This is a genomic window from Insulibacter thermoxylanivorax, assembly GCF_015472005.1.
GTDB lineage: Bacteria > Bacillota > Bacilli > Paenibacillales > DA-C8 > Insulibacter > Insulibacter thermoxylanivorax.
This window is the reverse complement of the sequence record NZ_BMAQ01000005.1, coordinates 30,819-51,125: the sequence shown is the minus strand read 5'-3', so window position 1 is coordinate 51,125 and position 20,307 is coordinate 30,819. Positions and strand designations below refer to the sequence as shown.

The following is a 20,307-nucleotide window of genomic DNA, read 5'->3' as shown; positions in this document are numbered from 1 at the left end:
ATCTTCCCTTCCTTAACGCTGGCTGGCTGCAATCGCTTGCTCGAGGTCGTAGATGATATCATCGATGTGCTCCGTACCTACGGACAGGCGCACCATACCCGGCGTAACTCCTGCAGCAGCAAGCTCCTCCTCATTCAACTGCGAATGCGTCGTACTGGCAGGGTGGATGATCAAGGACTTGCTGTCCCCGACGTTGGCGAGATGACTAAACAGTTTCACACTGTTGATCAGCTTCTTGCCTGCCTCGATGCCTCCCTTGATCTCGAAGGTCAGAATCGCGCCCGCCCCCTTCGGCAGATATTTCTTCGCCAGCTCATAGGAAGGATGTGAGCTTAAGCCAGGATAGCTGACGCTCGTAACAGCATCATGCTGTTCGAGATACTGAGCGACCTTCAGCGCATTGGCGCTGTGGCGTTCCATGCGCAGGTGCAGCGTCTCCAATCCTTGCAGGAGCAGGAAGGCGTTAAACGGCGACAAGGATGCACCGATATCGCGCAGAAGCTGCACGCGGGCTTTGATGATGTAGGCGAGCGGTCCAAGGGCATCGGCATACACCAGGCCGTTGTAGCTTGGATCCGGCTCCGTCAGTCCCGGGAACTTGCCGCTGGCCTTCCAGTCGAACTTGCCGCCGTCGATGATGACTCCCCCGATCGACGTGCCGTGTCCACCGATGAATTTCGTCGCCGAATGCACGACAATATCCGCCCCATGCTCAATCGGTCTGAGCAGGTATGGGCTCGGGAACGTATTGTCCACGATCAGCGGAATGCCGTTCTCATGGGCGATCTTCGCCACCGCTTCGATGTCCAGGACATCCCCGCGCGGGTTGCCGATCGTCTCTGCGAAGATGGCCTTCGTCTTCGGTGTGATCGCCTTGCGGAAGTTGTCCAGATCATCGGGATCGACGAAGATCACATTGATCCCGAACTTCTTCAGCGTAATCGCAAACAAGTTGTATGTACCGCCGTACAAACTGGAAGAAGATACGATCTCATCCCCCGCTTCCGCAATATTCAAGATCGCATAGGTGATCGCTGCTTGTCCCGAGGACAGCGCAAGTGCACCTACCCCTCCTTCCAATGCGGCCATACGCTGCTCGAAGACGTCCGTCGTCGGATTCATAATCCGCGTATAGATGTTGCCGCTTTCAGCCAAAGAGAACAGGTTAGCTGCGTGATCTGTATCCCGAAAACCATAAGATGTCGTCTGATAGATCGGAACCGCACGAGACATGGTTGTCGGATCCAGCTGCTGTCCGGCATGAACAGCCAAGGTTTCAAGTTGAAGCTTACGTTCCTCAGTCATGCATGATCCCTCCAGGAAAGGATAAGTGAATATATCGCATCTATTGTCTCATAAACTTCATGGCTTGAAAAGAGGTAACTCACTATTCCGATGAGTTTAATCCAATTTAAGCAAAGGCTTGATATTGGCAAGGGTTTTCTCGCCGATACCCTTCACTTCCAACAGCTGATCCAAGCTTGTAAAGACGCCGTGCTGATCGCGGTGCTCGATGATCGCCTGCGCCTTGGCCGGACCGATGCCGGGAAGAAGCTGAAGCATCTCCGCGTCCGCTGTGTTGAGCGGAATCAGCGTGGAATCATCGGATGCGTCGTCAGCCCATGCTTCTAGATCAGCGCCAAGCGGCCTCTCATCCTTCTGCTCATCCAGCGGCTCATCCTGCAAGATCGGCGAAGGACTCTTGCCTGCCGGCTGCCGCCTGCTGACCTCCGGTATTGACTGTTCACCTTCAGCAAACGTCGTCTGGCCGCCGTCCTCCTCTTGCACCTCTTCCTCGGCCAAACGCCGTTCAACGGGCAGCCATACGGCTTCATCCGACCAGCCGGCCGGCGGCGGCAGAAGCTCCGACAGCAGCCAATAGCCGACGGCTGCCAGCACCAGCAGCAGGCAGAGAGAGAAGAGGAACGACGGGATTCGGCTTGATCTGATCAATCACATCACTCCTGAGACGGACTGTATTGGTTGCACCATTATAGAATCATTCATAGGTCCGAGCTATATGTACATATATTTAGTAAAAGTATGTGAGTTCTCTAACTGGGAGGGTTCAACATGAAGATCGGATTCATCGGAACCGGCAGCATGGGCAGTATCCTCATCGAGGCATTCATCGAATCAGGGGCTTTGGATCCTGAGCAGATCATCGCCGGCAACCGATCGCTGGATAAGGTGCTCCGCTTGGCCGATCGTTTCCCCGGTCTGCGCGCGGCAGCGGATAACGGGCAGATCGCCCGCCTGTGCAAGACCATCTTCATCTGCGTCAAGCCCCATGAATATAAGCATGTCATTGAAGATCTGGCCCCCTGGGCAACGCCGGAGAAGATCGTCGTCTCGATTACCAGTCCCGTTCTGATCAAACATCTGGAAGATCTCCTGCCCTGCAAGATCGCGAAGGTCATCCCGAGCATCACAAACTACGCATTAAGCGGCGCTGCCTTATGCATGTACAGCGAGCGGATGCTGCCGAGTGACCGCGAATGGCTGGAATCATTGTTTTCCAAGATCAGCACGCCTCATCACATCGAGGAACAGCACACACGCATCACTTCGGACCTGTCCAGCTGCGGTCCTGCTTTTCTGTGTTTTTTTGCTGAGCAATTCGTCCATGCTGCCGTGGAGATCACCGGAATCGAGCGGGAGGAGGCCACCCGCCTCGTCAGCGATATGATGCTCGGTACCGCCAAGCTCTTGACCGAGAAGGGGTTCACGCCTGCTTCCCTGCAGGAGAGAGTCTGCGTGCCCGGGGGCATCACCGCCGAGGGGATTCTGCTCATGCAATCGTATCTGGATGGGATGTTCCAGCAGTTGATTCATACCACCCACGCCAAATACAACAGCGACCTCAGCAAAGTTGAGTCGCTTTTTTACGGACAAAAAGCTTAACCCGTCCTGTGAGGTCGCTGTGAAGATTACATATTCATATGTCAATTGGTGACGATGTTCACGAGGCGTCCTTTGACGGCGATGACCTTGCGGATCGTCTTGCCGCTGATCGCTTGCTGCACCGCTTCGCTGGACAGGGCTGCTTGTTCCATGCCCTGCTCATCAAGGTCGGCAGGGATCTTGATGCGGTCGACGATCTTGCCCTTCACTTGGATCGCGATCTCGACTTCATCGTCAACGGTGTACTTCTCATCGTATTGCGGCCACGGTACATAGGAGATGCCGCCGGTGTGGCCAAGCCGCTCCCAGAGTTCTTCCGCGATATGCGGGGTGACCGGTGCGATGAGCTGCACGAAATCCTCCATCGCTTTGCGCGGCAGACGCTCGGCTTTGTAAGCTTCATTGACGAAGATCATCAGCTGGCTGATCGCGGTGTTGAAGCGAAGGTTCTCGTAATCCTCCGTAACCTTCTTGATCGTCTTGTGCCATACGCGCAGGAAGGATTCGTCTGTCGGCACATCACCGATCTTCGGGTTCAACTGACCGTCGTCACCGACATAAAGTCTCCATACCCGGTTCAGGAAGCGGTAAGTTCCTTCGACACCGCTCTCGTTCCACGGCTTCGTCGCCTCCAGCGGGCCCATGAACATCTCGTACATGCGGAGGGTATCCGCACCGTATTGTTCGACGATATCATCCGGGTTGATGACGTTGCCGCGGGATTTGCTCATCTTCTCATTGTTCGTGCCGAGGATCATGCCTTGGTTCACGAGCTTCTGGAACGGTTCCTTCGTAGGCACCACGCCGATGTCGTACAGCACCTTGTGCCAGAACCTCGCATAGAGCAGGTGCAGCACCGCATGCTCTGCACCGCCGATATACAGGTCGACAGGCAGCCATTTCTTCGCCAACTCCGGATCGATGAGCTGCTCCTTGTTATGCGGATCGATGAAACGGATATAGTACCAGCAGCTTCCCGCCCATTGCGGCATCGTATTGGTCTCGCGCCGAGCCTTCATCCCCGTCTCCGGGTCGACGGTGTTGACCCATTCCTCCACATTCGCCAGCGGAGACTCTCCTGTACCCGACGGATGGATCTCATCCACATCCGGCAGGAGCAGAGGCAGTTCGCTCTCATCGAGCGGCTTCATCGTGCCGTCCTCAAGGTGCAGGATCGGGATCGGCTCACCCCAATAGCGCTGGCGGCTGAACAGCCAGTCGCGTAGCTTATAAGTAACCTTCGCCCGTCCCTTCCCGTTCTCTTCCAGCCATTCGATCATCTTCTTAATCGCTTGCTCATTGTTAAGGCCGTTCAAGAAGTCGGAGTTGACGTGGATGCCATCGCCGGTATAGGCTTCCTTGGACAGATCCCCGCCCTCTACGACCTCGATGATCGGCAGGTTGTACTTCGTCGCAAATTCCCAGTCGCGCTGATCGTGGCCTGGCACCGCCATGATCGCTCCCGTCCCGTATCCAGCCAGGACATAGTCGGCGATCCAGATCGGAACTTTCTTGCCGTTGACCGGATTGATCGCATAAGCTCCCGTGAAGACGCCTGTCTTCTCCTTGGCAAGATCCGTCCGCTCCAGGTCGGATTTGCGGGCTGCTTGTTCCTTGTAGGCTTGCACCGCTTCCTTCTGCTCCGGAGAGGTGATCTCATCCACCCACTTGTGTTCCGGCGCCATGACACAGTAAGTCGCCCCGAACAGCGTATCCGGTCTGGTCGTGAATACCTTCAGGACCTTGTCCGTTCCATCGATGACAAAGTCCACCTCCGCCCCTTCGGACTTGCCGATCCAGTTGCGCTGCATCTCCTTGATGCTCTCCGGCCAATCCAGTTCCTCCAGATCCTCCAGCAAGCGCTCTGCATACTCAGTGATCTTCAGCATCCACTGGCGCATCGGCTTGCGGATCACCGGATGTCCGCCGCGCTCGCTCTTGCCGTCGATGACCTCTTCGTTGGCGAGCACTGTACCCAGCGCCGGGCACCAGTTCACCGGTACTTCAGCGACATAAGCCAGCCCCCGCTTATAGAGCTGCAGGAAGATCCACTGCGTCCATTTGTAGTAGTCCGGATCCGTCGTGCTGATCTCCCGGTCCCAATCGTAGGAGAAGCCGAGGGATTTGATCTGACGGCGGAAATTGTTGATATTCTTCACCGTGATATCGCGCGGATGCTGTCCGGTCTCGAGGGCGTGCTGCTCAGCCGGCAGGCCAAAGGCATCCCAGCCCATCGGGTGGAGGACGTTATAACCTTGTGCCCGCTTGAGGCGCGCGATGATATCCGTAGCCGTATACCCTTCCGGATGGCCGACGTGCAGCCCTGCTCCCGATGGATAAGGGAACATGTCAAGGGCATAGAACTTCGGCTTGCTGTCATCATCCAAGGTCTTAAACGTCTTGTTCTCTTCCCAGTAACGCTGCCATTTCGGTTCGATTACCCGGTGATTGTACTTGGCTGATTGATTCTGATCCTGTGTCATCCTCTAAACCTCCAATTGTATTAAAGAAGCTGATTTACCAATAAATCTGACTTAATCAGTGCTTCCCATGCTGCTTGATCTGATCAAAAAACCTCTCATCGCTAGCCGATCACCGATCACAGCTAGGGACGAGAGGTCGATTCCCGTGGTACCACCCTAGTTAGCACGAACGTGCTTCGTTCGTACTCACTCTGCCCTTTAACGCAGGGGTTACGGATGAAGGTATAATCGATGATCCGTCAGCCGCCCAAGCCGTCGTCTTGCCTTCCATGACGCTCCGTCCGCAGCGGCCCGCATAACCGATCTTTCACCAGCTCAGAGGCGAGTTCACATCCAGCAGCTGTCGGCTCGCACCAAACCGCCGACTCTCTGAGAGCCTGCATACAGATGCTACTGCTCCTCTTCCTCGCTGTTAGCCTATCGATTGTCTGATTCGATATCAAATATCGTTTATTCTTGTTGCCATTATACGTTCCCTGCGCTTGCGATGTCAAGTATCCCCAGCTCGCCGCTATTTTACGGCACAGAAGCAGACCCTCGCCGTATCTTCACGGATCGGCTGCCAGGTGTAATCAGCAAAGGTTTCAATCCTGCGAAAACCGATCTCCTTAAGCCAGACGGTCAGCTGCTGCAAATCGTAGGCTCTCTGCTGATGGAATTCATGGAAGCGGAGAAACATCTCCGACTCCGCATCAACCCGCGAGAAGATGGTAAGATCATGGGAGATCACTCGGTTATGCTCATCCCAATCCGCATACCATATATAAGCCAGATCCTCCACATCATAGGTATAAGGCTGACCCGCCGCATAGAGTTCGTATTGGTGCTGCGTCAACACATCGAACAGGAACAGCCCTCCCTCACGCAGTCCATCATAAGTGGAAGAGAAGGCCGCTTTCACATCCTCGTCCGCAAGCAAATAGTTGATGCCGTCGCACAAACAGAGAACACCGTCCGCCTGGCTTGGGATCTGCCATTCGCGCATATCCTGCAGCAGCCAGGTGATGTTCCTCCCGCCAGAAGTGCGCGCGGCCTGTTCCTGAGCGATAGCCAGCATGGATTCGGACAGGTCGATGCCGTACATCCTATGAACATCCTCTGCCAGCGCCAGCGTATGCCGTCCTGTTCCGCAGCCGAGATCGACAACGATTCTCGGGCCACATCCATACTTCGCCCATGCCTCGCGGATGAACTGCTGCCACTTGTCCAAGGGCATCTCGTCCATCAGCCGGTCATACACTTGCGCGAAGTGGTGTTGATAGGCTTCGTTCATATCCAACCGCTCCTTACTGATGCTCTTCCCCTTCATCAACTGATGCTGTATTACGCCCCTTCTCCGTCAAGTGCGTCCAGCTGCCCTCTTGTTCGATGAGCCCTTCCTTCATCAGTTTCCCCAGCGCCCGCTTGAAGGCCCCTTTGCTGATGTTGAACCGTCTCAGGATGATATCCGCCGGCGTCTCATCGGAATAGGGCATGGAGCCGTTAGGCCGCTCCTTGAGAAAGCGAAACAGCAGCGCCGCATCTTCCTCGCGGCTAATCTCCTTCGGCTGCCGCATCGAGACGTTCACCCGGCCGTCTTCACGTACATAGGTCACGCGAACGTTCACCCGCTCGCCGAGACGGAGCAGCCGCGTCCGTTCTGTCTGATGCAGCATCGCCATCACGCCCCAGCCGAGCACGCCGCCGGGGATAAGGAGGAAATCCATGTGTTTGAGGGGCTTATATACCCGTGCTTCCACCCAAGTATTGCGCCATGCCATCGGCGCGCGTACGACAAGCTTCGCAAGATCCTCCTCGTCCGCCAGCTTCGCCAGCATGCGCCCTTGCTTGTCATGGTCCAGCTTCACATAGACTTCGTCGCCGACCTTAGGCCAAAGCTCTTGCATCCTGGGCAGTTCCGTATAGGGCAGAAGCAGCTGGCGACCGATGCCCATCTCGAGGAAACAGCCGAGCCGCGGCTGGATATCGGCCACCTCCAAGGACGCGATCGCTCCCATCGCAATCAGGGGCTCGCGCATCGTCGCCGTCATCCTTCCTTTGTTGTCATGGAAGAGAAACACCCGCAGGCGGCTGCCGGTCTTGACTTCCCCCGCCGCTTCCCCGTAAGGAAGCAGGACCTCCTGCCGGCCGTCGGACAGGAAGTACCCGTTTGGGGACACTTCGCGCTCCACCGTCAGTTCATAGAAGGATCCCGCTTCTAACGTTCGGTTCATACGCTCTCGACCACTTCAGCATCCGACCAAAGCCGTTCCAGATTATAATATTCCCGGTCGTCCCGATGGAACACGTGAACGACCACATCCCCAAGGTCAATCAGCACCCAGCGCGACGAATCCAATCCCTCGATGCCATGCACTGCGCAGCCGGCCTTCTCCGCTTGCTCCACAACCTCATCAGCCAGCGCCTGCACTTGCCGTTCAGAATTGCCGTGGCAGATCACGAAATAGTCCGTCACCAATGAGATCTGATGCAAGTTCAGCGTGACGATGTCCAGCGCCTTTTTGTCCTCCAATGCTCCAATTACGATCTTCAACAACTCGTTCGAAGAAATACTCATCGTTATCACTGCCCCCTTAATTGGTCGATCAGACTGTTCCTGGTTAAGACCGTCAGCGGATAGATCTTCTTGCCCTGAGCGATCAGATATCGAATCGTCGAATCAAAACCCGCAATCAGCGCTTCTTCAAGGCTCCGCTCGGCCAGCCTGCGAATCCCATCCACCCCGGGGAATTCCCTCCCCGGCTCGATATAATCCGCCAAGCAGATCACCTTGTCAAGCAGGGTCATCTCCTCTCTGCCGGAGGTATGGAAGCGGATGGCATCCAGCACTTCCTCATCTTCGATCCCCAGCTCGGTCTTCGCGACGTACGCGCCGACATGGGCATGCAGCAGCACATCGTCATAATCCAACATATCCGGATACAGCCCATGCACTCTGACCATCTCCCGCTGTTTGTCGATCGGCCAGTACTTCGCCAGATCATGCAGCAATGCAGCAAGTTCCGCCTTCTCTGGATCCGCGCCATACTGCTTGGCCAAACGAACAGCTGTTTCCATCACACCCTGGGTATGCAGCCACCGCCGTTCGGGCATCTGATTCCGTACATATCCCATCAATTGTTCACGATCCATACAGTCGCCTCTCCTCTATATATTCCAGGACGGGCTCCGGCACCATATAACGAATCGAACGTCCCGCAGCGATGCGCCTGCGGATCTCCGTCGAAGAGATCTCGATAAGCGGGATCTGCACGATCTGCACACTGTCTCTAATCTCCGGCTTAAGTTCATCCAAGTCGATCGTTGTGCCGGGTCTGGCAAAACCGATGAAGCGGAGCAGCCGGCACAGCTCTTCGATGCGGTGCCAATGGGGCAGATACTGCACCATATCCGCACCGATGAGCCAGTAAAATTCATCGGATGCGTAGGTTTGTCTCAGCATCTCTGCCGTCTCGATCGAATAAGATACTCCGCCGCGCAGGATCTCCCAATCCAGCAGACGAAACCGGCGGTTGGAGGCGATCGCCAGTTTCACCATGTGCAGGCGGTCCTCATCCGACGCCCGCGGCCGTTGATCCTTATGGGGTGCAGCATGCGAGGGGATGAACCAGACCTCATCGAGATCCGCCGCCTCCGCCGCATGCTCCGCCGCCAGCAGGTGACCATGATGAATCGGATCGAAGGACCCGCCCATGATGCCGATCTTCATCCGCTCCGTCCTCCCATCTATCGCTCTGTCCTTCTCGGTGTTGATGTTTTGATATCCTGCTAATCCTATCAGCATTCGTATGAGCATTCGTATGAACTTCCGTATGAATATTCATTTGCTACTGCCATCATATTATTCAGACCTTAAAGCTTGCTCCACCGCTTCCCGCATCACATCCACGGGCGCCTGCTTGCCCGTCCAATATTCAAATGCATAGGCCCCTTGGTAGACGAACATCCCCAACCCGCCGTGGATGCGGTATCCCGATTCTTCAGCTTCCAGCAGCCAACGGGTCTTAAGCGGATTGTAGATCAGATCGCTGAGCACCGCCCCTTGCGGGAACATCCTCGGATCCGCCGGCCGCTCATCGATCTGGGGATGCATCCCGACGGAGGTGGTGTTGATGACGATGTCAACTTTATGTTTAATATCATCCAAACCCTCTAATCCCATTCCGTCGACACTGCCGTAAGGACGCAGGGCTTGCGCCAGCTGCGCCGCCCGCTCTGCGGTCCGGTTGGCAATCCAGATCTGTTCGGGCTGCTCCTTCGCCAAGGCATAGGCAACCCCTCTTGCAGCACCGCCCGCACCGAGCAGGAGGATGCGTTTGCCCCGAATCTGCACACCGGTTTCTTCCTTCAAGGAACGTACATATCCGATGCCATCCGTGTTATAGCCGGTGAGCTTGCCGTCGTCATTGACGATCGTGTTCACCGCGCCGATCACTTGTGCGGCTTCATCGATCTCGTCAAGATAAGCCATGACCGCCAGCTTATGCGGGATCGTCACGTTCACGCCGCGCAGACCCAGACCGCGAATCCCGTCGACGGCCGCTTTCAGCATCTCCGGCCGTACATGGAAAGCCATATAGATGCCGTTGATGCCGACGGCTTCGAAGGCCCGATTCATCATGACGGGGGACTTCGACTGGGCGATGGGATCGCCGATAACACCGAAACGTAACGTGCGATGATCGATCTTCATCGTACTGACTCCTCTCGCCAATATATTAAGCATACATGCAGCTCATGAGCAGCATACGCAAAGCATACATGCAGCTCATGAGCAGCATGCGCATCATCCCAATAGCGAAGGCCGCAGCGTCACGCGGACGCTCTTCGGCGCATGCAGCTCGATCAATGCGCCGTCCATGCCGTTCACCTGGATCCAGCCAAGCCCGGAGATGGATATGTCGTGCCGCGCACCGCGCGGAATACGGAAGGTATGTTTCAGGAAAGGCTCAAGTTTCGCCGCTTCTTCCGCCGACGGCGGCGACAGCAGTCCGCCGCGATGCTTCTCATACACTTCATCGGCCCGCTCCAGCTTCGTGCGGTGGATTTTGATCGCATTGGAAACATAGCAGGTGAAGGATTGGTGATCGCCTTGAACGAAATCCATCCGCGCCAAACCGCCAAAGAACAGGGTTTGCTCCGGATCAAGCTGGTAGACGATCGGCTTGATCGGCTTCTCCGGCAGCAGGGCGTTCACCGTCTTCGCATCCACGATTTCCGTCAGGCGATAAGGATAGACGATCCCCGGCGTGTCGATGATCGACTGTCCTTCGACGAGCGGGATGTGGATGGTATCCAGCGTCGTGCCGGGATAGCGTGAAACGGTCAACTCCAAATCAAGGTCGCTGTAGCGGCGGATCAATTGATTGATCAGCGTGGACTTGCCGGTATTCGTCGCGCCTACGATATAGATATCCTGGCCGCCGCGGTATCGATCAAGGGCCCGTACCATTTCATCGAAGCCCCGGCCTCGCTTCGCGCTGATCGGGATGACATCAACGGGTTTCAGCCCCTGCTCCTTAGCCTGTTTCTGCACCCAGTTTTTCACGCGGTTCCAATTCAGAGAAGCCGGCAGCAGATCCAGCTTGTTCACAGCGATGAGCACGGGATTCGCGCCGACGAAGCGGTGCAAACCGCCGATCAAGCTCCCCTCGAAGTCAAACACATCGACGATGTGAACGACGAGCGCCTTCGTCTCGCCGATTCCGCTTAAGATGCGGAGGAATGCACCCTGATCCATCGTCACTGAAGCCGCTTCGTTATAGTGCTTAATGCGGAAACAGCGCTGACAAACGGTCGGTGTCCGTTGCAGCGCCTTCTCCGGTATGTATCCGATCTGACTGGGATCCTCCGTCTGAAGTTCTACTCCGCAGCCTTGGCATGTCAGTCGCTCATTCATGTCTTCACCCATCTACCTCCGTGTGTTTAGTCATGTGTACAACGTGATGCTGCTCATCTATAAGATCAAAAATACCGAATAATATGCCGCAACTACAGAATGCCCCAATTGCAGAGCATCTAATTAACTAGATCTATAATTAATATATAACTTATATATAACGTATACAGCGCCGCGACAGCAAAAATAAACGCGCACGGGCTCGATCCATCCATCTTCTGCTCCGCATTCCCCGCTGCAAACCGCCTATTGGTTCATGAAGGTCAGCAGAACCCGCTCCAGCGTTCGGTTAATCCTTGTCCCGAACCCTTCATCCTGGGGAGCGATCGGCTGGACGAGAATGGTGAACAAGCCCATGCGGTTGCCCCCGAATACATCCGTCATCATCTGATCTCCGATAACAACGACTTGCTCCGGCGGCAGATCCAGCAGCTGCAGGGCCTTCTTAAAAGATGTCCTGAGCGGTTTCTTCGCCTTATATACGAATGGCATGCCCAGCGGTTTCGCAAATCGCTCCACTCTCGGCTGACGGTTATTGGAGACGATCACGACTCGAAATCCATGTTTGTCCAAGACCTTCAACCACTCCAGCAACTGCGGCGTTGCTTCGGGTTCCCGGGCCCCGACCAAGGTGTTGTCCAGATCGGTGATGATGCCTCGGAATCCTTGATCCAGAAGCGCCGCCAGATCGATCTCATAGATCGAATCGACTTTCATCTTCGGTACGAACAGCTTCAGCAAGATTATACAACCTCCACGTTCTCATCCTCAAACTATACCATAACCGACCATAGCAGGCAAAAAATAAAGAACGCCGCCAAGCCGTGTCTTACAGCGCTTAGCAGACGTTCCCTCAACCTTCAGACTGCTCCCTGGCAGCATCGGAATCCGACTGGCAGTCTCTGCACAACCCATAGATCTCAAAGCGATGATTCATCACCTGAAAATCATCCGGGAGCTCGATCGACTGCTCCATCGGACAGTAGTCAAGGGATAAGGTCTTCTCACAGCCGGTGCAGATCACATGATGATGATGCCTTGTCAAGCAGCCGCCGCGGAACTTCAGCCCTCCGTCGAGAAAATAAAACTGCTCTAACACGCCCATCTCCGACATGATGCGAAGGTTGCGGTATACCGTATCGAAGCTGACTCCCGGATATTTGGTCTTCATATATTCATAAACATCCTTCGGAGAAAGGTAAGCATCGCTCTCGGCGAACAGCTGCGCCAGTGTCCGCCGCTGATCCGTGATGCGCCAGCCATGCTTAGCCATCATCTCCAACATCTGCGTATCGGTATAATGTTCAGCCATAGGCATTCTCCTCACGTCAATCCCTTAACAACATGATGCAGCACAGAGTATGCGAAGTCAATATGAACAGCCGGAAGGCGCGGACAGAAGGTCCTTCCTCCCGCCTGCGCCTTAGATGCCTCCGGCTGTCCGATGGTTTCAGCCTGCTGATCTGACAGCTGTAGTCGTCAAGCGATCCGCTTCACCTGCTGCCGCAGTTCTTTCAGCCTCTGCTGATAATGCTCCGCCTCCTGCTCACTGAATTGGCGCCGGCTGTACTTCGCCAATTCGAAACTGTAAGCCGCATCCTTCAGCGGTCCATCGAGACTCGGATAACGGCTGCCCCAGATGGTGATCGCTTCTCTCACCGTCTGATGCTCTTCCCGGTCGAGTCCGCGCCGCTTGAGATCGCGGAGCAGCCGGTTAAATTCCGCTACGATCAGATCGTTCGGCGCAAGAGGCTCCCGCATCAAACCGAGCTGCATCAGCCAGCGGTGCAGCCGCTCCTGCAGCTCTGGGCGTCTCTTCAGCAAAATCCAGACAGCGGCGATCGCGATGCTGAGGATGAGGATCCCGGCAAGCAGCGGCCAGAACAACGGCCGTTTCTCTTCTGCAGCCGGAGCTGCCGGTTTCTCTTCAGCCTTCTCCTCTACAGCGATCGACTCGACGGCTTCCACTGCCGGCTCGCTCGGCGCTTGGACTGCGGGTGCCGCAAAGCCCGGCGTCGGCTCGAACATCACCCAGCCGTACCCTTCAAAGTACACCTCTACCCACGAATGGGCATCGGCATTGCGTACGATATAAGATAGCTCCAACCCGGCATTCGCTGCATCTCCGAACCTGATCCTCTGCTCATACATCATGGAGGATTCCTCATCCAGCACGCCCGTCGAATATCCCTTGGCCCAACGCGCCGGCAGATCCAGCGTGCGCACCATGACCGTCATCGCCGTGGAGAAGTAATCGCAATACCCTTCCATCACCTCGAACAAGAACCGATCAACGAAGTCCTCGCTCGACGCCTCGGATTCATCCGGCGTATTCGTATAGGTATAATTTGTGCGAAGGTAGGATTCGATCGCTTTGACTTTCTCATAGGGCGTATCCGCCTCTGCCGTAATCTCGCGGGTTAACTCATATACCCGTTCAGGCAGGGTGTCAGGCAGCTGTACATAGCGTTGGAGATAAGCATCCAGAGGCGGTGTCGGTGCATCGTTCAACGCCGCCTCGCTGATGACGGGTACCGCAGAGGTCACCCGGTAAGACCGGATGGATGCATCCGTCACTGCTTCGATAGCTCCGGTATCCATGTTCTTCACGAAGATCTCGCTGCTCTCCTGGCTGCCGTTGACCGCATCGATCCGCGTGATCGGATAGGCGCCAAAGATCTTCGGCGGAGGGTCCCCGCTGATCATCGTGATGTGCTGGCTGAACTCGCGAACCGGCACCGACGCAGTAAGCGCAAGCTCTGGAGCAATGGTTTCCCCGACATGATACACGTCCACATTCCTCGACTCTTCCGGTTCGATCCAGCCGGTCCCGGTATAGATTGATTTGGACTCCCCGCGCCAATAGCTGCGAACAGGCGTCGTCACTCGGAAGACTGGAGTGTAGTTGTAATTGAACCCCCCGCCCAACTGGGAGTCATCGCGGCCGTACCCGGAGCTGCTCATAAGGTTCAAGCGGAAGGAGGTCAGCGCCGTCTGGGTATCCTCCTTCATGCTGAAGTTGACGGATCGGCCCTGCATCTGATTCCAAGCGGTGTATGGGTCAACGAGAAGCGGCCGAACATTGGGAGCGATATATCCCATCAGAGCGATGAAAGACGCCAGAGTTCCCGCTGTCAGCGCAATCCCCCAAGGATATTCGGCGATATACTTCCAGGTGTGGGGATATTTCGTGCGGAATGCGGCAAAATGACAATTGATCATCAGGATCAGTCCGCTTACAACGACAAGCATCGTCTCATCCCACAGGTAGACGCTCGTATAGGAATCCGCGATGGCTAAAGCGATCACGCTGAGCACCGTCGTGAAGAACACCTTCTCACGCGTATTCAGCAGCAGATTCACGACGGAATAGATGAGCCAAGCCGCCAATCCGAACCAGCAATAGGGAAGGAAGGGCTGGATAAACCATTCCAAACTGAGGATGAACCACTCCCAATTCTCCCACAGGATCGGCTGCGGCACCCAATCCAGCACATAGAAATGGACCGCGATCACCGCTGCCAGCTGCAAACTGCTGCGAAGCCAGAGCTTCAACCTGGCGAAGAGTAGTTCGCTCACATAAACCGCCGCAACAACTGTATAGACCAGTTCCGTCGTCTCGGATAACCAGTAATTAGAGAACCAACGGACAAACTGCAGGAGAAAAACGAACAGGGCCGTTTGCTTGATCAGATGGGAGAGATTCAGCCAGCGCAGCACACGCCTCATGCCTTACCGCCTCCCAACGCTGCAGGCAGTTCATGCAGAGCGCCGATCCGGTAGGACAGAATCCCGCTGGTGATAAGCTCCTTCTGCCAATTCGCCGCTTGCCGGCCGGGCTCGGGCGTGATCTGGAGCACGCTGCTCTGCATCCCCTTCATCTTGCACCAGCGAAGGAATTGCAGGAAGGAAGCATCCTCCCGCGGGGTGATGAAGACGAGGAACAAGCGGCTGTCCAGTTCCAATTTGCGCGTCTGCATCACCTGTTCCAAGGGAATCCCGCTATCGGCTTCCACATCGATCAAACGGTCCAGCAGCTGTTCATAATGCACTTTCCCCCGCTTCGGGGCTGCCCAGTAGACCGCTGCCTCATTCGTCATCAGGCCGACGGGCAGATCGGAATGCAAACCATAATCCAGCACGGAGGCAGCCGTTGAAACCGCCGTTTCAAAATGCGCCCTCCCTTTATACTCCGCCGCACAATCCAAAACGACCAGCATGCGCGGCAGAGCTTCTTTCTCATATTCTTTGGATTTCCATGTACCGGTGCGGGCGGAGGCGTTCCAGTGAATGCGCGACAAAGGATCGCCGTAGATATATTCGCGCACCCCGTTGAATTGGGTCGTCTCCCTCTGGACTTCACTGCTGATCGAATTCAGGTGGCGACCCAGATACATTTGATTAAAATCCTGCCACTCCTTGATGCGCACCTTCTGAGGAAAGACGGTGAAGGACATCGGCACTTCGATGTTCTTCGTATACCGGTACAAGCCAAAGATATCTTCTACGGAACAGCTCGTAACGCCGAAGGAATACCTCCCTCTCTGCAGAGGAGGGGTGGTGATGCGCACTTCTCCCCGCCGCCGCCAATCGGGGACGAAAGACACTTCATAGGTGGTTTCCGAACCTCGGCGGCGCCGCAGCCGCTCGGTCACGAGTACATAAGGGATCGGCATGAAGCCGGGGATGCGGAACTTCAGGTGCACCTCCGCTGAAGTGCCCGCGGTAATCCGCTCCCCGGCCGCAAGCGGCATGCTCCGCGTCATCTGCGTGCCGCTGATGCCGCTCTTGCTGACCAAGTATAGATACAGGACGATCGCCGAGAAACCGGTGAACAGCATGAACGACAACCTGCCGCCTTGGAAAAGCAGGAACAACAGGGAGCAAAACCAGATCAACGCAATCAACCGAAAACGAGAAGTCTGCAGCAATTCCATTGCCTATCACTTCTCCATCTGTACGGGAACTTTCACGCTCTGCAGTACCTGATCCAACACCGAGGCCTGGGTCAATCCGTCCATCGACGCTTCCGGGCGCAGGATCAGACGGTGGCACAGGACATACGGTGCCAGTTCCTTAACATCATCAGGAATCACATAGTCTCTGTCATTCAGGAAGGCATAAGCTCTAAGCGCCTTCGTCAAGGCAAGCGAAGCGCGTGGACTTGCGCCCAAGAGGAGGGCGGGATGACGGCGCGTCTGCGATACGATCTCGACGATATATTCCACGATTGCCTCGTCCAGATAGACCTCTTTGACCTTCTGCTGGATGCGCATGAGTTCGTTGATATCCGCCACCGGCTTAAGGTCGTCCAAGGGACTTCTCGTGCTCTGACCGGTGATCATCGCTTTCTCTGAATCCGGGCTGGGATAACCGAGGGAGAATTTCAACATGAAGCGGTCCAACTGCGCCTCCGGCAGGCGGTACGTTCCTTCGAAATCGATGGGGTTCTGAGTAGCGAGCAGCATAAAGGGCTTCGGCAATTCATAGCGGTCGCCGTCCACGGTCACATGGTGTTCCTCCATCGCCTCGAGGAGTGCGGATTGGGTCTTAGTCGTCGCGCGATTCACTTCATCGACGAGCAGGATATTGGACATGACCGGACCCGGTCGATAGACGAAGGTTTCGGTTTTCGGATGGTAGATGGAGACTCCCGTGATATCCGTCGGCAGGAGATCCGGGTTGCACTGGATGCGGCGAAACTCGCCTTGGATCGATTGGGCCAGCGCTTTGATCAGCACGGTCTTGCCGGTGCCTGGCACATCTTCTAACAGCACATGCCCTTCGGCGAGCAAGGCAGTGAGAAGCAGCCGAATCTCCTTGCGCTTGCCCAGGATGCAAGTTTCCAAGTTTGCCGCCAGGCGGTGCATGATTTCGACTTCTTGCATAGCGGATGCCATAAAGTACCTCCTCTGCGTGGATGGATTTGTCAATATTAGTCGATATAAGACCCCGTTATATATATATCAAATTGTATCAATAAATCCCTGTCACCGTATAGTCACATTTGCTCTAAAACGGTTTGTACATTCTCACAGGAAAAAAGAGAGACACCATCGGCTGGTGTCTCTCGTCTATTGCAGCATTTATCGTTTATTGCTGTTGTTTCTGGCGACGCTGCGCACGCTTGCCATGCTGAGACAACATTTCTTGTCGGCTCAGATGCCGCAGCACCATCCGCCAACAATTTCCGCGCTTCGTCATCCCTTAGGTCTCACGAGCAGCGCGGCTAAGAAGGAGAAGATGATGGCCGAGGAGATACCGGCACTGGTCACTTCGAAGATGCCGGTGATCACGCCGATCCAGCCGTCCCTCTCCAGCTCGGAGAGCGCGCCGTGTACAAGGGCATTGCCGAAACTGGTGATCGGCACCGTTGCGCCCGCTCCCGCGAACTTGATCAGCGGCTCGTACAGTTGGAAGCCGTCGAGGATCGCACCGCAGACGACAAGGGTGCTCATCGCTTGTCCCGGTGTCATCTTGAAGACATCGAGCAGGATCTGACCGACCACGCAGATCAATCCCCCGACAACAAAAGCCCAAAGGTAGATCATAATCCCGCCTCCTCGTTTTCGAGACAAACCGCATGAGCGATACAGGGAATGCTCTCCCCCTGCAGCGCCGTCATCGGCGAGAGCAGCGCGCCGGTGGCGACGATCAAGATGCGGTTTAGTTCCCCCTTCGCCATTCTCTTCAGCAGATGTCCATAGGTGACGACGGCAGAACAAGCGCAGCCGCTCCCTCCCGCTTGCACCGGCTGTTTCTCCAGATCATAGACCATCAGCCCGCAGTCATCGTAATGGGTGTCCTCGATCGGCACTCCGTGTTTGACAAACAGCTCCTGTGCGATCTCATACCCGACCTTGGCTAGATCACCCGTCACGATGAGGTCATAGTCCGCAGGCGCGCGGTTCAGATCCTTCAGATGGGCTTGAATCGTATCGACGGCAGCAGGCGCCATCGCTGCACCCATGTTGAATGGATCCTTAATTCCCATATCAACGACGCGGCCGAGGGTCGCAGAAGTGATGGCCGGCGCAGGCCCCTGCCCCTTCCTCGCTTCGCGGCTGGCGACAACGGCGGCCCCAGCTCCGGTAACCGTATATTGAGCCGTCGGCGGCTTCTGCGCACCATATTCCGTGGGATAGCGGAACTGCCGTTCAGCAGTGCTGTTATGGCTGGAAGTCGCCGACATGATATATTTCGCGCCGCCGGAGTTGACGATGTAAGCCGCCAGCGCCAAGGACTCCATCGACGTGGAACAAGCCCCGAAGATGCCGATATAGGGGACGCCTAAGGTACGAGCCGTAAAGCTGCTGCTTGTGATCTGGTTCAGGAGATCGCCGCCGATGTAGAATTGCAGCTGTTCCTTGGTGATCTTGGCATGTTCGCAGGCGAGTTTGACGGCTTCTTCAAGCAGCATGTGCTCTGCCTTCTCCCAGCTTTTCTGACCTAGCATCATATCTTCATGAATAATATCGTAATCATTCGCCAGCGGGCCGTTGCCCTCCTCAGGACCGACCACGGCAGCTGCACCGCTGATGATCGGTCTGTTCTCAAACACCCATGTCCGATGTCCAACTAGCATCGATCGTTCATCCCCCTATCCCGAAGATCAAATAGATGATCCCCACGACAAAAGCGGTAAAGGTGCCAAAGACGATCACGGAACCCGCTAATTTAAACATGTTGCCGCCGACGCCGTGTACGAGTCCCTCACTGCGATGCTCAATCGCCGCTGAGACCATCGAATTGGCAAAGCCGGTCACCGGCACGGCAGAACCTGCTCCTGCCCATTGGCCGAACTTGTCGTAGACGCCGAGACTTGTAAGCACGACGGAGATAAAGATGAGACATGCCACCGTCGGGTCACCGGCCTTCGTTTGGTCAAAGCCGAAAAAGTGCATGAAGAACTCCTGCAGCCCTTGACCGAGCAGACAGATGGCACCGCCGACGAAAAATGCTTTGACACAATTTTTGAAGACGGGCCGCTTCGGCTCCTTTCTCTTTGCTAGTTCTTGATACATCTTCTGTACAGGGGTGACGTTTTTCAATTTCTCGTTAGCCATGACGGAACTCCTTTCTCTGTCTGTTGATATGCCGTCGAGTGAAGCAAGAGGTGTAAGACTGTAGAACCGCCTGATCAGTCTGCTGCTAAGATCGAGCCAGATAGGGCCTGAGCCGCTCCAGATGTTCATTCAGCGTCTTCGCAGCCTGTTCGTACATCTGTTTGGCGTTGTCGTTCTGTGTAGACAGAGCGAACAGTTCGAGATCGGCTGCGCATTTCTTGAGCACGGCCCACAGCAGGGAGAGATTCGACGGCGCGGGAACCTTGAGTTGATCATCATATAGATCCACGTACAATTGGCCGTATCCATCCACTTGCGCGAGGAAGACGTTCTCGACAGCAACCCCTATTTTCTCCAGTTCCGTATGTAACCATGCACGGCTCAAGCCAGCTGTCGCCAGCGGCTCATCCATGATCTTGCCGTCCATGATCACCGTCTGCGGTTCAGGTGTGTTCGGCACTTTTAAGCCGAGTTTTGCAGGCGTCAGCGGCTGATGCTCCGGCTTAAGGAGCACGGACAGTTCACCGGAGGATTCCAATACTGCAAATTCCACATCCGCTGCGCGGAAGGCGTTTTTCTGACGAAGTTGATACAGCAATTCATCCGCTGAATAGCGCTCCTTCTTCAGATTGTCCTCGAGGATCTTGCCGTCTTTGATCAATACGGTCCCTTTGCCCTCCACGACATTGCGGATGATTTTGCTCTTGAGCAGAAGATAGTCGACTCCGAGCGATACCGCTACCCAGACGGTGATCGCCAGTATCGGAATCATCCAATGCATCGAATCTTCAAGAGTCGCATAACCAGCCAGATTACCGATCGTAATTCCTGTCACATATTCAAAGTAGGTCAGTTGCGAGATCTGCTTCTTGCCGAGCAGGCGCGTATAGAACAGCAGCACGATGATCACAAGCAGCGTTCGCAGGACCACCTCCAGCCAAAGCGGCACATCTGT

The 20,307-nt window shown here is 55.5% G+C and carries 20 protein-coding genes and 1 other annotated feature; of the genes, 1 reads left to right on the top strand and 19 read right to left on the bottom strand.

Annotated features, from left to right (window positions below):
- Positions 1 to 12: 12 nt before the first annotated feature.
- Positions 13 to 1,305, bottom strand: coding sequence for a homocysteine synthase (locus tag PRECH8_RS03260; protein WP_200965654.1), 1,293 nt, complete (start codon positions 1,303 to 1,305; stop codon positions 13 to 15).
- 96 nt (positions 1,306 to 1,401) lie between these two features.
- Positions 1,402 to 1,953 (bottom strand): ComEA family DNA-binding protein, encoded by a 552-nt coding sequence (locus PRECH8_RS03255; RefSeq protein WP_200965653.1) that lies wholly within the window; start codon positions 1,951 to 1,953, stop codon positions 1,402 to 1,404.
- A 120-nt stretch (positions 1,954 to 2,073) separates the two neighbouring features.
- Here PRECH8_RS03255 and comER point away from each other — a divergent pair, with 120 nt between their 5' ends.
- Positions 2,074 to 2,904, top strand: coding sequence for a late competence protein ComER (gene comER, locus PRECH8_RS03250; RefSeq protein WP_200965652.1), 831 nt, complete (start codon positions 2,074 to 2,076; stop codon positions 2,902 to 2,904).
- A 41-nt stretch (positions 2,905 to 2,945) separates the two neighbouring features.
- Here comER and leuS read toward each other — a convergent pair whose 3' ends face one another.
- From leuS to PRECH8_RS03165, 17 genes are all read right to left on the bottom strand, one after another.
- Positions 2,946 to 5,387, bottom strand: coding sequence for a leucine--tRNA ligase (gene leuS, locus PRECH8_RS03245; protein WP_200965651.1), 2,442 nt, complete (start codon positions 5,385 to 5,387; stop codon positions 2,946 to 2,948).
- A gap of 121 nt (positions 5,388 to 5,508) precedes the next feature.
- Positions 5,509 to 5,803 (bottom strand) — a binding site (T-box leader).
- A 95-nt stretch (positions 5,804 to 5,898) separates the two neighbouring features.
- Entirely contained in the window at positions 5,899 to 6,696 is a 798-nt protein-coding gene (locus tag PRECH8_RS03240) for a class I SAM-dependent DNA methyltransferase (protein ID WP_242457416.1), read from the bottom strand.
- On the bottom strand, positions 6,674 to 7,600 hold the full coding sequence (locus PRECH8_RS03235) for a CvfB family protein (RefSeq protein WP_200965650.1): 927 nt from the start codon (positions 7,598 to 7,600) through the stop codon (positions 6,674 to 6,676). The genes PRECH8_RS03240 and PRECH8_RS03235 overlap by 23 nt, the downstream gene beginning before the upstream one ends.
- Entirely contained in the window at positions 7,597 to 7,944 is a 348-nt protein-coding gene (gene rsfS, locus PRECH8_RS03230; protein ID WP_200965649.1) for a ribosome silencing factor, read from the bottom strand. Before rsfS ends, PRECH8_RS03235 begins: the two co-directional genes overlap by 4 nt.
- Positions 7,945 to 7,949: 5 nt before the next feature.
- Positions 7,950 to 8,519, bottom strand: coding sequence for a bis(5'-nucleosyl)-tetraphosphatase (symmetrical) YqeK (yqeK, locus tag PRECH8_RS03225; RefSeq protein WP_200965648.1), 570 nt, complete (start codon positions 8,517 to 8,519; stop codon positions 7,950 to 7,952).
- On the bottom strand, positions 8,509 to 9,096 hold the full coding sequence (gene nadD / locus PRECH8_RS03220) for a nicotinate-nucleotide adenylyltransferase (protein WP_200965647.1): 588 nt from the start codon (positions 9,094 to 9,096) through the stop codon (positions 8,509 to 8,511). Before nadD ends, yqeK begins: the two co-directional genes overlap by 11 nt.
- Before the next feature lie 132 nt (positions 9,097 to 9,228).
- The gene (aroE, locus tag PRECH8_RS03215; protein WP_242457415.1) at positions 9,229 to 10,080 is read right to left on the bottom strand and encodes a shikimate dehydrogenase; all 852 of its coding nucleotides are present in this window, start codon (positions 10,078 to 10,080) and stop codon (positions 9,229 to 9,231) included.
- Between the two features lie 93 nt (positions 10,081 to 10,173).
- The gene (gene yqeH / locus PRECH8_RS03210) at positions 10,174 to 11,286 is read right to left on the bottom strand and encodes a ribosome biogenesis GTPase YqeH (protein ID WP_242457414.1); all 1,113 of its coding nucleotides are present in this window, start codon (positions 11,284 to 11,286) and stop codon (positions 10,174 to 10,176) included.
- Positions 11,287 to 11,532: 246 nt separating this feature from the next.
- Positions 11,533 to 12,027 carry a YqeG family HAD IIIA-type phosphatase gene (locus tag PRECH8_RS03205; RefSeq protein ID WP_200965644.1) on the bottom strand — a complete coding sequence of 165 codons (495 nt, stop codon included), beginning with the start codon at positions 12,025 to 12,027 and terminating at the stop codon, positions 11,533 to 11,535.
- Between the two features lie 112 nt (positions 12,028 to 12,139).
- Complete coding sequence (locus PRECH8_RS03200; RefSeq protein WP_200965643.1) at positions 12,140 to 12,604, bottom strand: Fur family transcriptional regulator; 465 nt, start codon at positions 12,602 to 12,604, stop codon at positions 12,140 to 12,142.
- Between the two features lie 161 nt (positions 12,605 to 12,765).
- Complete coding sequence (locus PRECH8_RS03195; RefSeq protein ID WP_200965642.1) at positions 12,766 to 15,015, bottom strand: transglutaminase domain-containing protein; 2,250 nt, start codon at positions 15,013 to 15,015, stop codon at positions 12,766 to 12,768.
- Positions 15,012 to 16,193, bottom strand: coding sequence for a DUF58 domain-containing protein (locus tag PRECH8_RS03190; protein ID WP_200965641.1), 1,182 nt, complete (start codon positions 16,191 to 16,193; stop codon positions 15,012 to 15,014). Before PRECH8_RS03190 ends, PRECH8_RS03195 begins: the two co-directional genes overlap by 4 nt.
- Positions 16,194 to 16,229: 36 nt before the next feature.
- Positions 16,230 to 17,186, bottom strand: a complete 957-nt coding sequence (locus PRECH8_RS03185) for an AAA family ATPase (RefSeq protein ID WP_200965640.1) — start codon at positions 17,184 to 17,186, stop codon at positions 16,230 to 16,232.
- Between the two features lie 300 nt (positions 17,187 to 17,486).
- Positions 17,487 to 17,837 (bottom strand): stage V sporulation protein AE, encoded by a 351-nt coding sequence (spoVAE, locus tag PRECH8_RS03180; protein WP_200965639.1) that lies wholly within the window; start codon positions 17,835 to 17,837, stop codon positions 17,487 to 17,489.
- Positions 17,834 to 18,871, bottom strand: coding sequence for a stage V sporulation protein AD (gene spoVAD / locus PRECH8_RS03175; RefSeq protein ID WP_200965638.1), 1,038 nt, complete (start codon positions 18,869 to 18,871; stop codon positions 17,834 to 17,836). Before spoVAD ends, spoVAE begins: the two co-directional genes overlap by 4 nt.
- A 7-nt stretch (positions 18,872 to 18,878) precedes the next feature.
- Positions 18,879 to 19,352 carry a stage V sporulation protein AC gene (gene spoVAC / locus PRECH8_RS03170; RefSeq protein WP_200965637.1) on the bottom strand — a complete coding sequence of 158 codons (474 nt, stop codon included), beginning with the start codon at positions 19,350 to 19,352 and terminating at the stop codon, positions 18,879 to 18,881.
- A gap of 85 nt (positions 19,353 to 19,437) precedes the next feature.
- Positions 19,438 to 20,301 carry a DUF421 domain-containing protein gene (locus PRECH8_RS03165; RefSeq protein ID WP_200965636.1) on the bottom strand — a complete coding sequence of 288 codons (864 nt, stop codon included), beginning with the start codon at positions 20,299 to 20,301 and terminating at the stop codon, positions 19,438 to 19,440.
- Between the last annotated feature and the right edge of the window lie 6 nt (positions 20,302 to 20,307).

What these genes read in the sequence shown, in the direction of transcription:
- spoVAE (WP_200965639.1), bottom strand. Translation starts at nt 17,837, where the DNA reads ATGATCTACCTTTGGGCTTTTGTTGTCGGGGGATTGATCTGCGTGGTC.
- spoVAC (WP_200965637.1), bottom strand. Translation starts at nt 19,352, where the DNA reads ATGGCTAACGAGAAATTGAAAAACGTCACCCCTGTACAGAAGATGTAT.
- PRECH8_RS03200 (WP_200965643.1), bottom strand. Translation starts at nt 12,604, where the DNA reads ATGCCTATGGCTGAACATTATACCGATACGCAGATGTTGGAGATGATG.
- leuS (WP_200965651.1), bottom strand. Translation starts at nt 5,387, where the DNA reads ATGACACAGGATCAGAATCAATCAGCCAAGTACAATCACCGGGTAATC.
- PRECH8_RS03260 (WP_200965654.1), bottom strand. Translation starts at nt 1,305, where the DNA reads ATGACTGAGGAACGTAAGCTTCAACTTGAAACCTTGGCTGTTCATGCC.
- PRECH8_RS03185 (WP_200965640.1), bottom strand. Translation starts at nt 17,186, where the DNA reads ATGGCATCCGCTATGCAAGAAGTCGAAATCATGCACCGCCTGGCGGCA.
- yqeK (WP_200965648.1), bottom strand. Translation starts at nt 8,519, where the DNA reads ATGGATCGTGAACAATTGATGGGATATGTACGGAATCAGATGCCCGAA.
- comER (WP_200965652.1), top strand. Translation starts at nt 2,074, where the DNA reads ATGAAGATCGGATTCATCGGAACCGGCAGCATGGGCAGTATCCTCATC.
- aroE (WP_242457415.1), bottom strand. Translation starts at nt 10,080, where the DNA reads ATGAAGATCGATCATCGCACGTTACGTTTCGGTGTTATCGGCGATCCC.
- rsfS (WP_200965649.1), bottom strand. Translation starts at nt 7,944, where the DNA reads ATGAGTATTTCTTCGAACGAGTTGTTGAAGATCGTAATTGGAGCATTG.
- PRECH8_RS03235 (WP_200965650.1), bottom strand. Translation starts at nt 7,600, where the DNA reads ATGAACCGAACGTTAGAAGCGGGATCCTTCTATGAACTGACGGTGGAG.
- PRECH8_RS03240 (WP_242457416.1), bottom strand. Translation starts at nt 6,696, where the DNA reads ATGAAGGGGAAGAGCATCAGTAAGGAGCGGTTGGATATGAACGAAGCC.
- yqeH (WP_242457414.1), bottom strand. Translation starts at nt 11,286, where the DNA reads ATGAATGAGCGACTGACATGCCAAGGCTGCGGAGTAGAACTTCAGACG.
- nadD (WP_200965647.1), bottom strand. Translation starts at nt 9,096, where the DNA reads ATGAAGATCGGCATCATGGGCGGGTCCTTCGATCCGATTCATCATGGT.
- PRECH8_RS03195 (WP_200965642.1), bottom strand. Translation starts at nt 15,015, where the DNA reads ATGAGGCGTGTGCTGCGCTGGCTGAATCTCTCCCATCTGATCAAGCAA.
- spoVAD (WP_200965638.1), bottom strand. Translation starts at nt 18,871, where the DNA reads ATGCTAGTTGGACATCGGACATGGGTGTTTGAGAACAGACCGATCATC.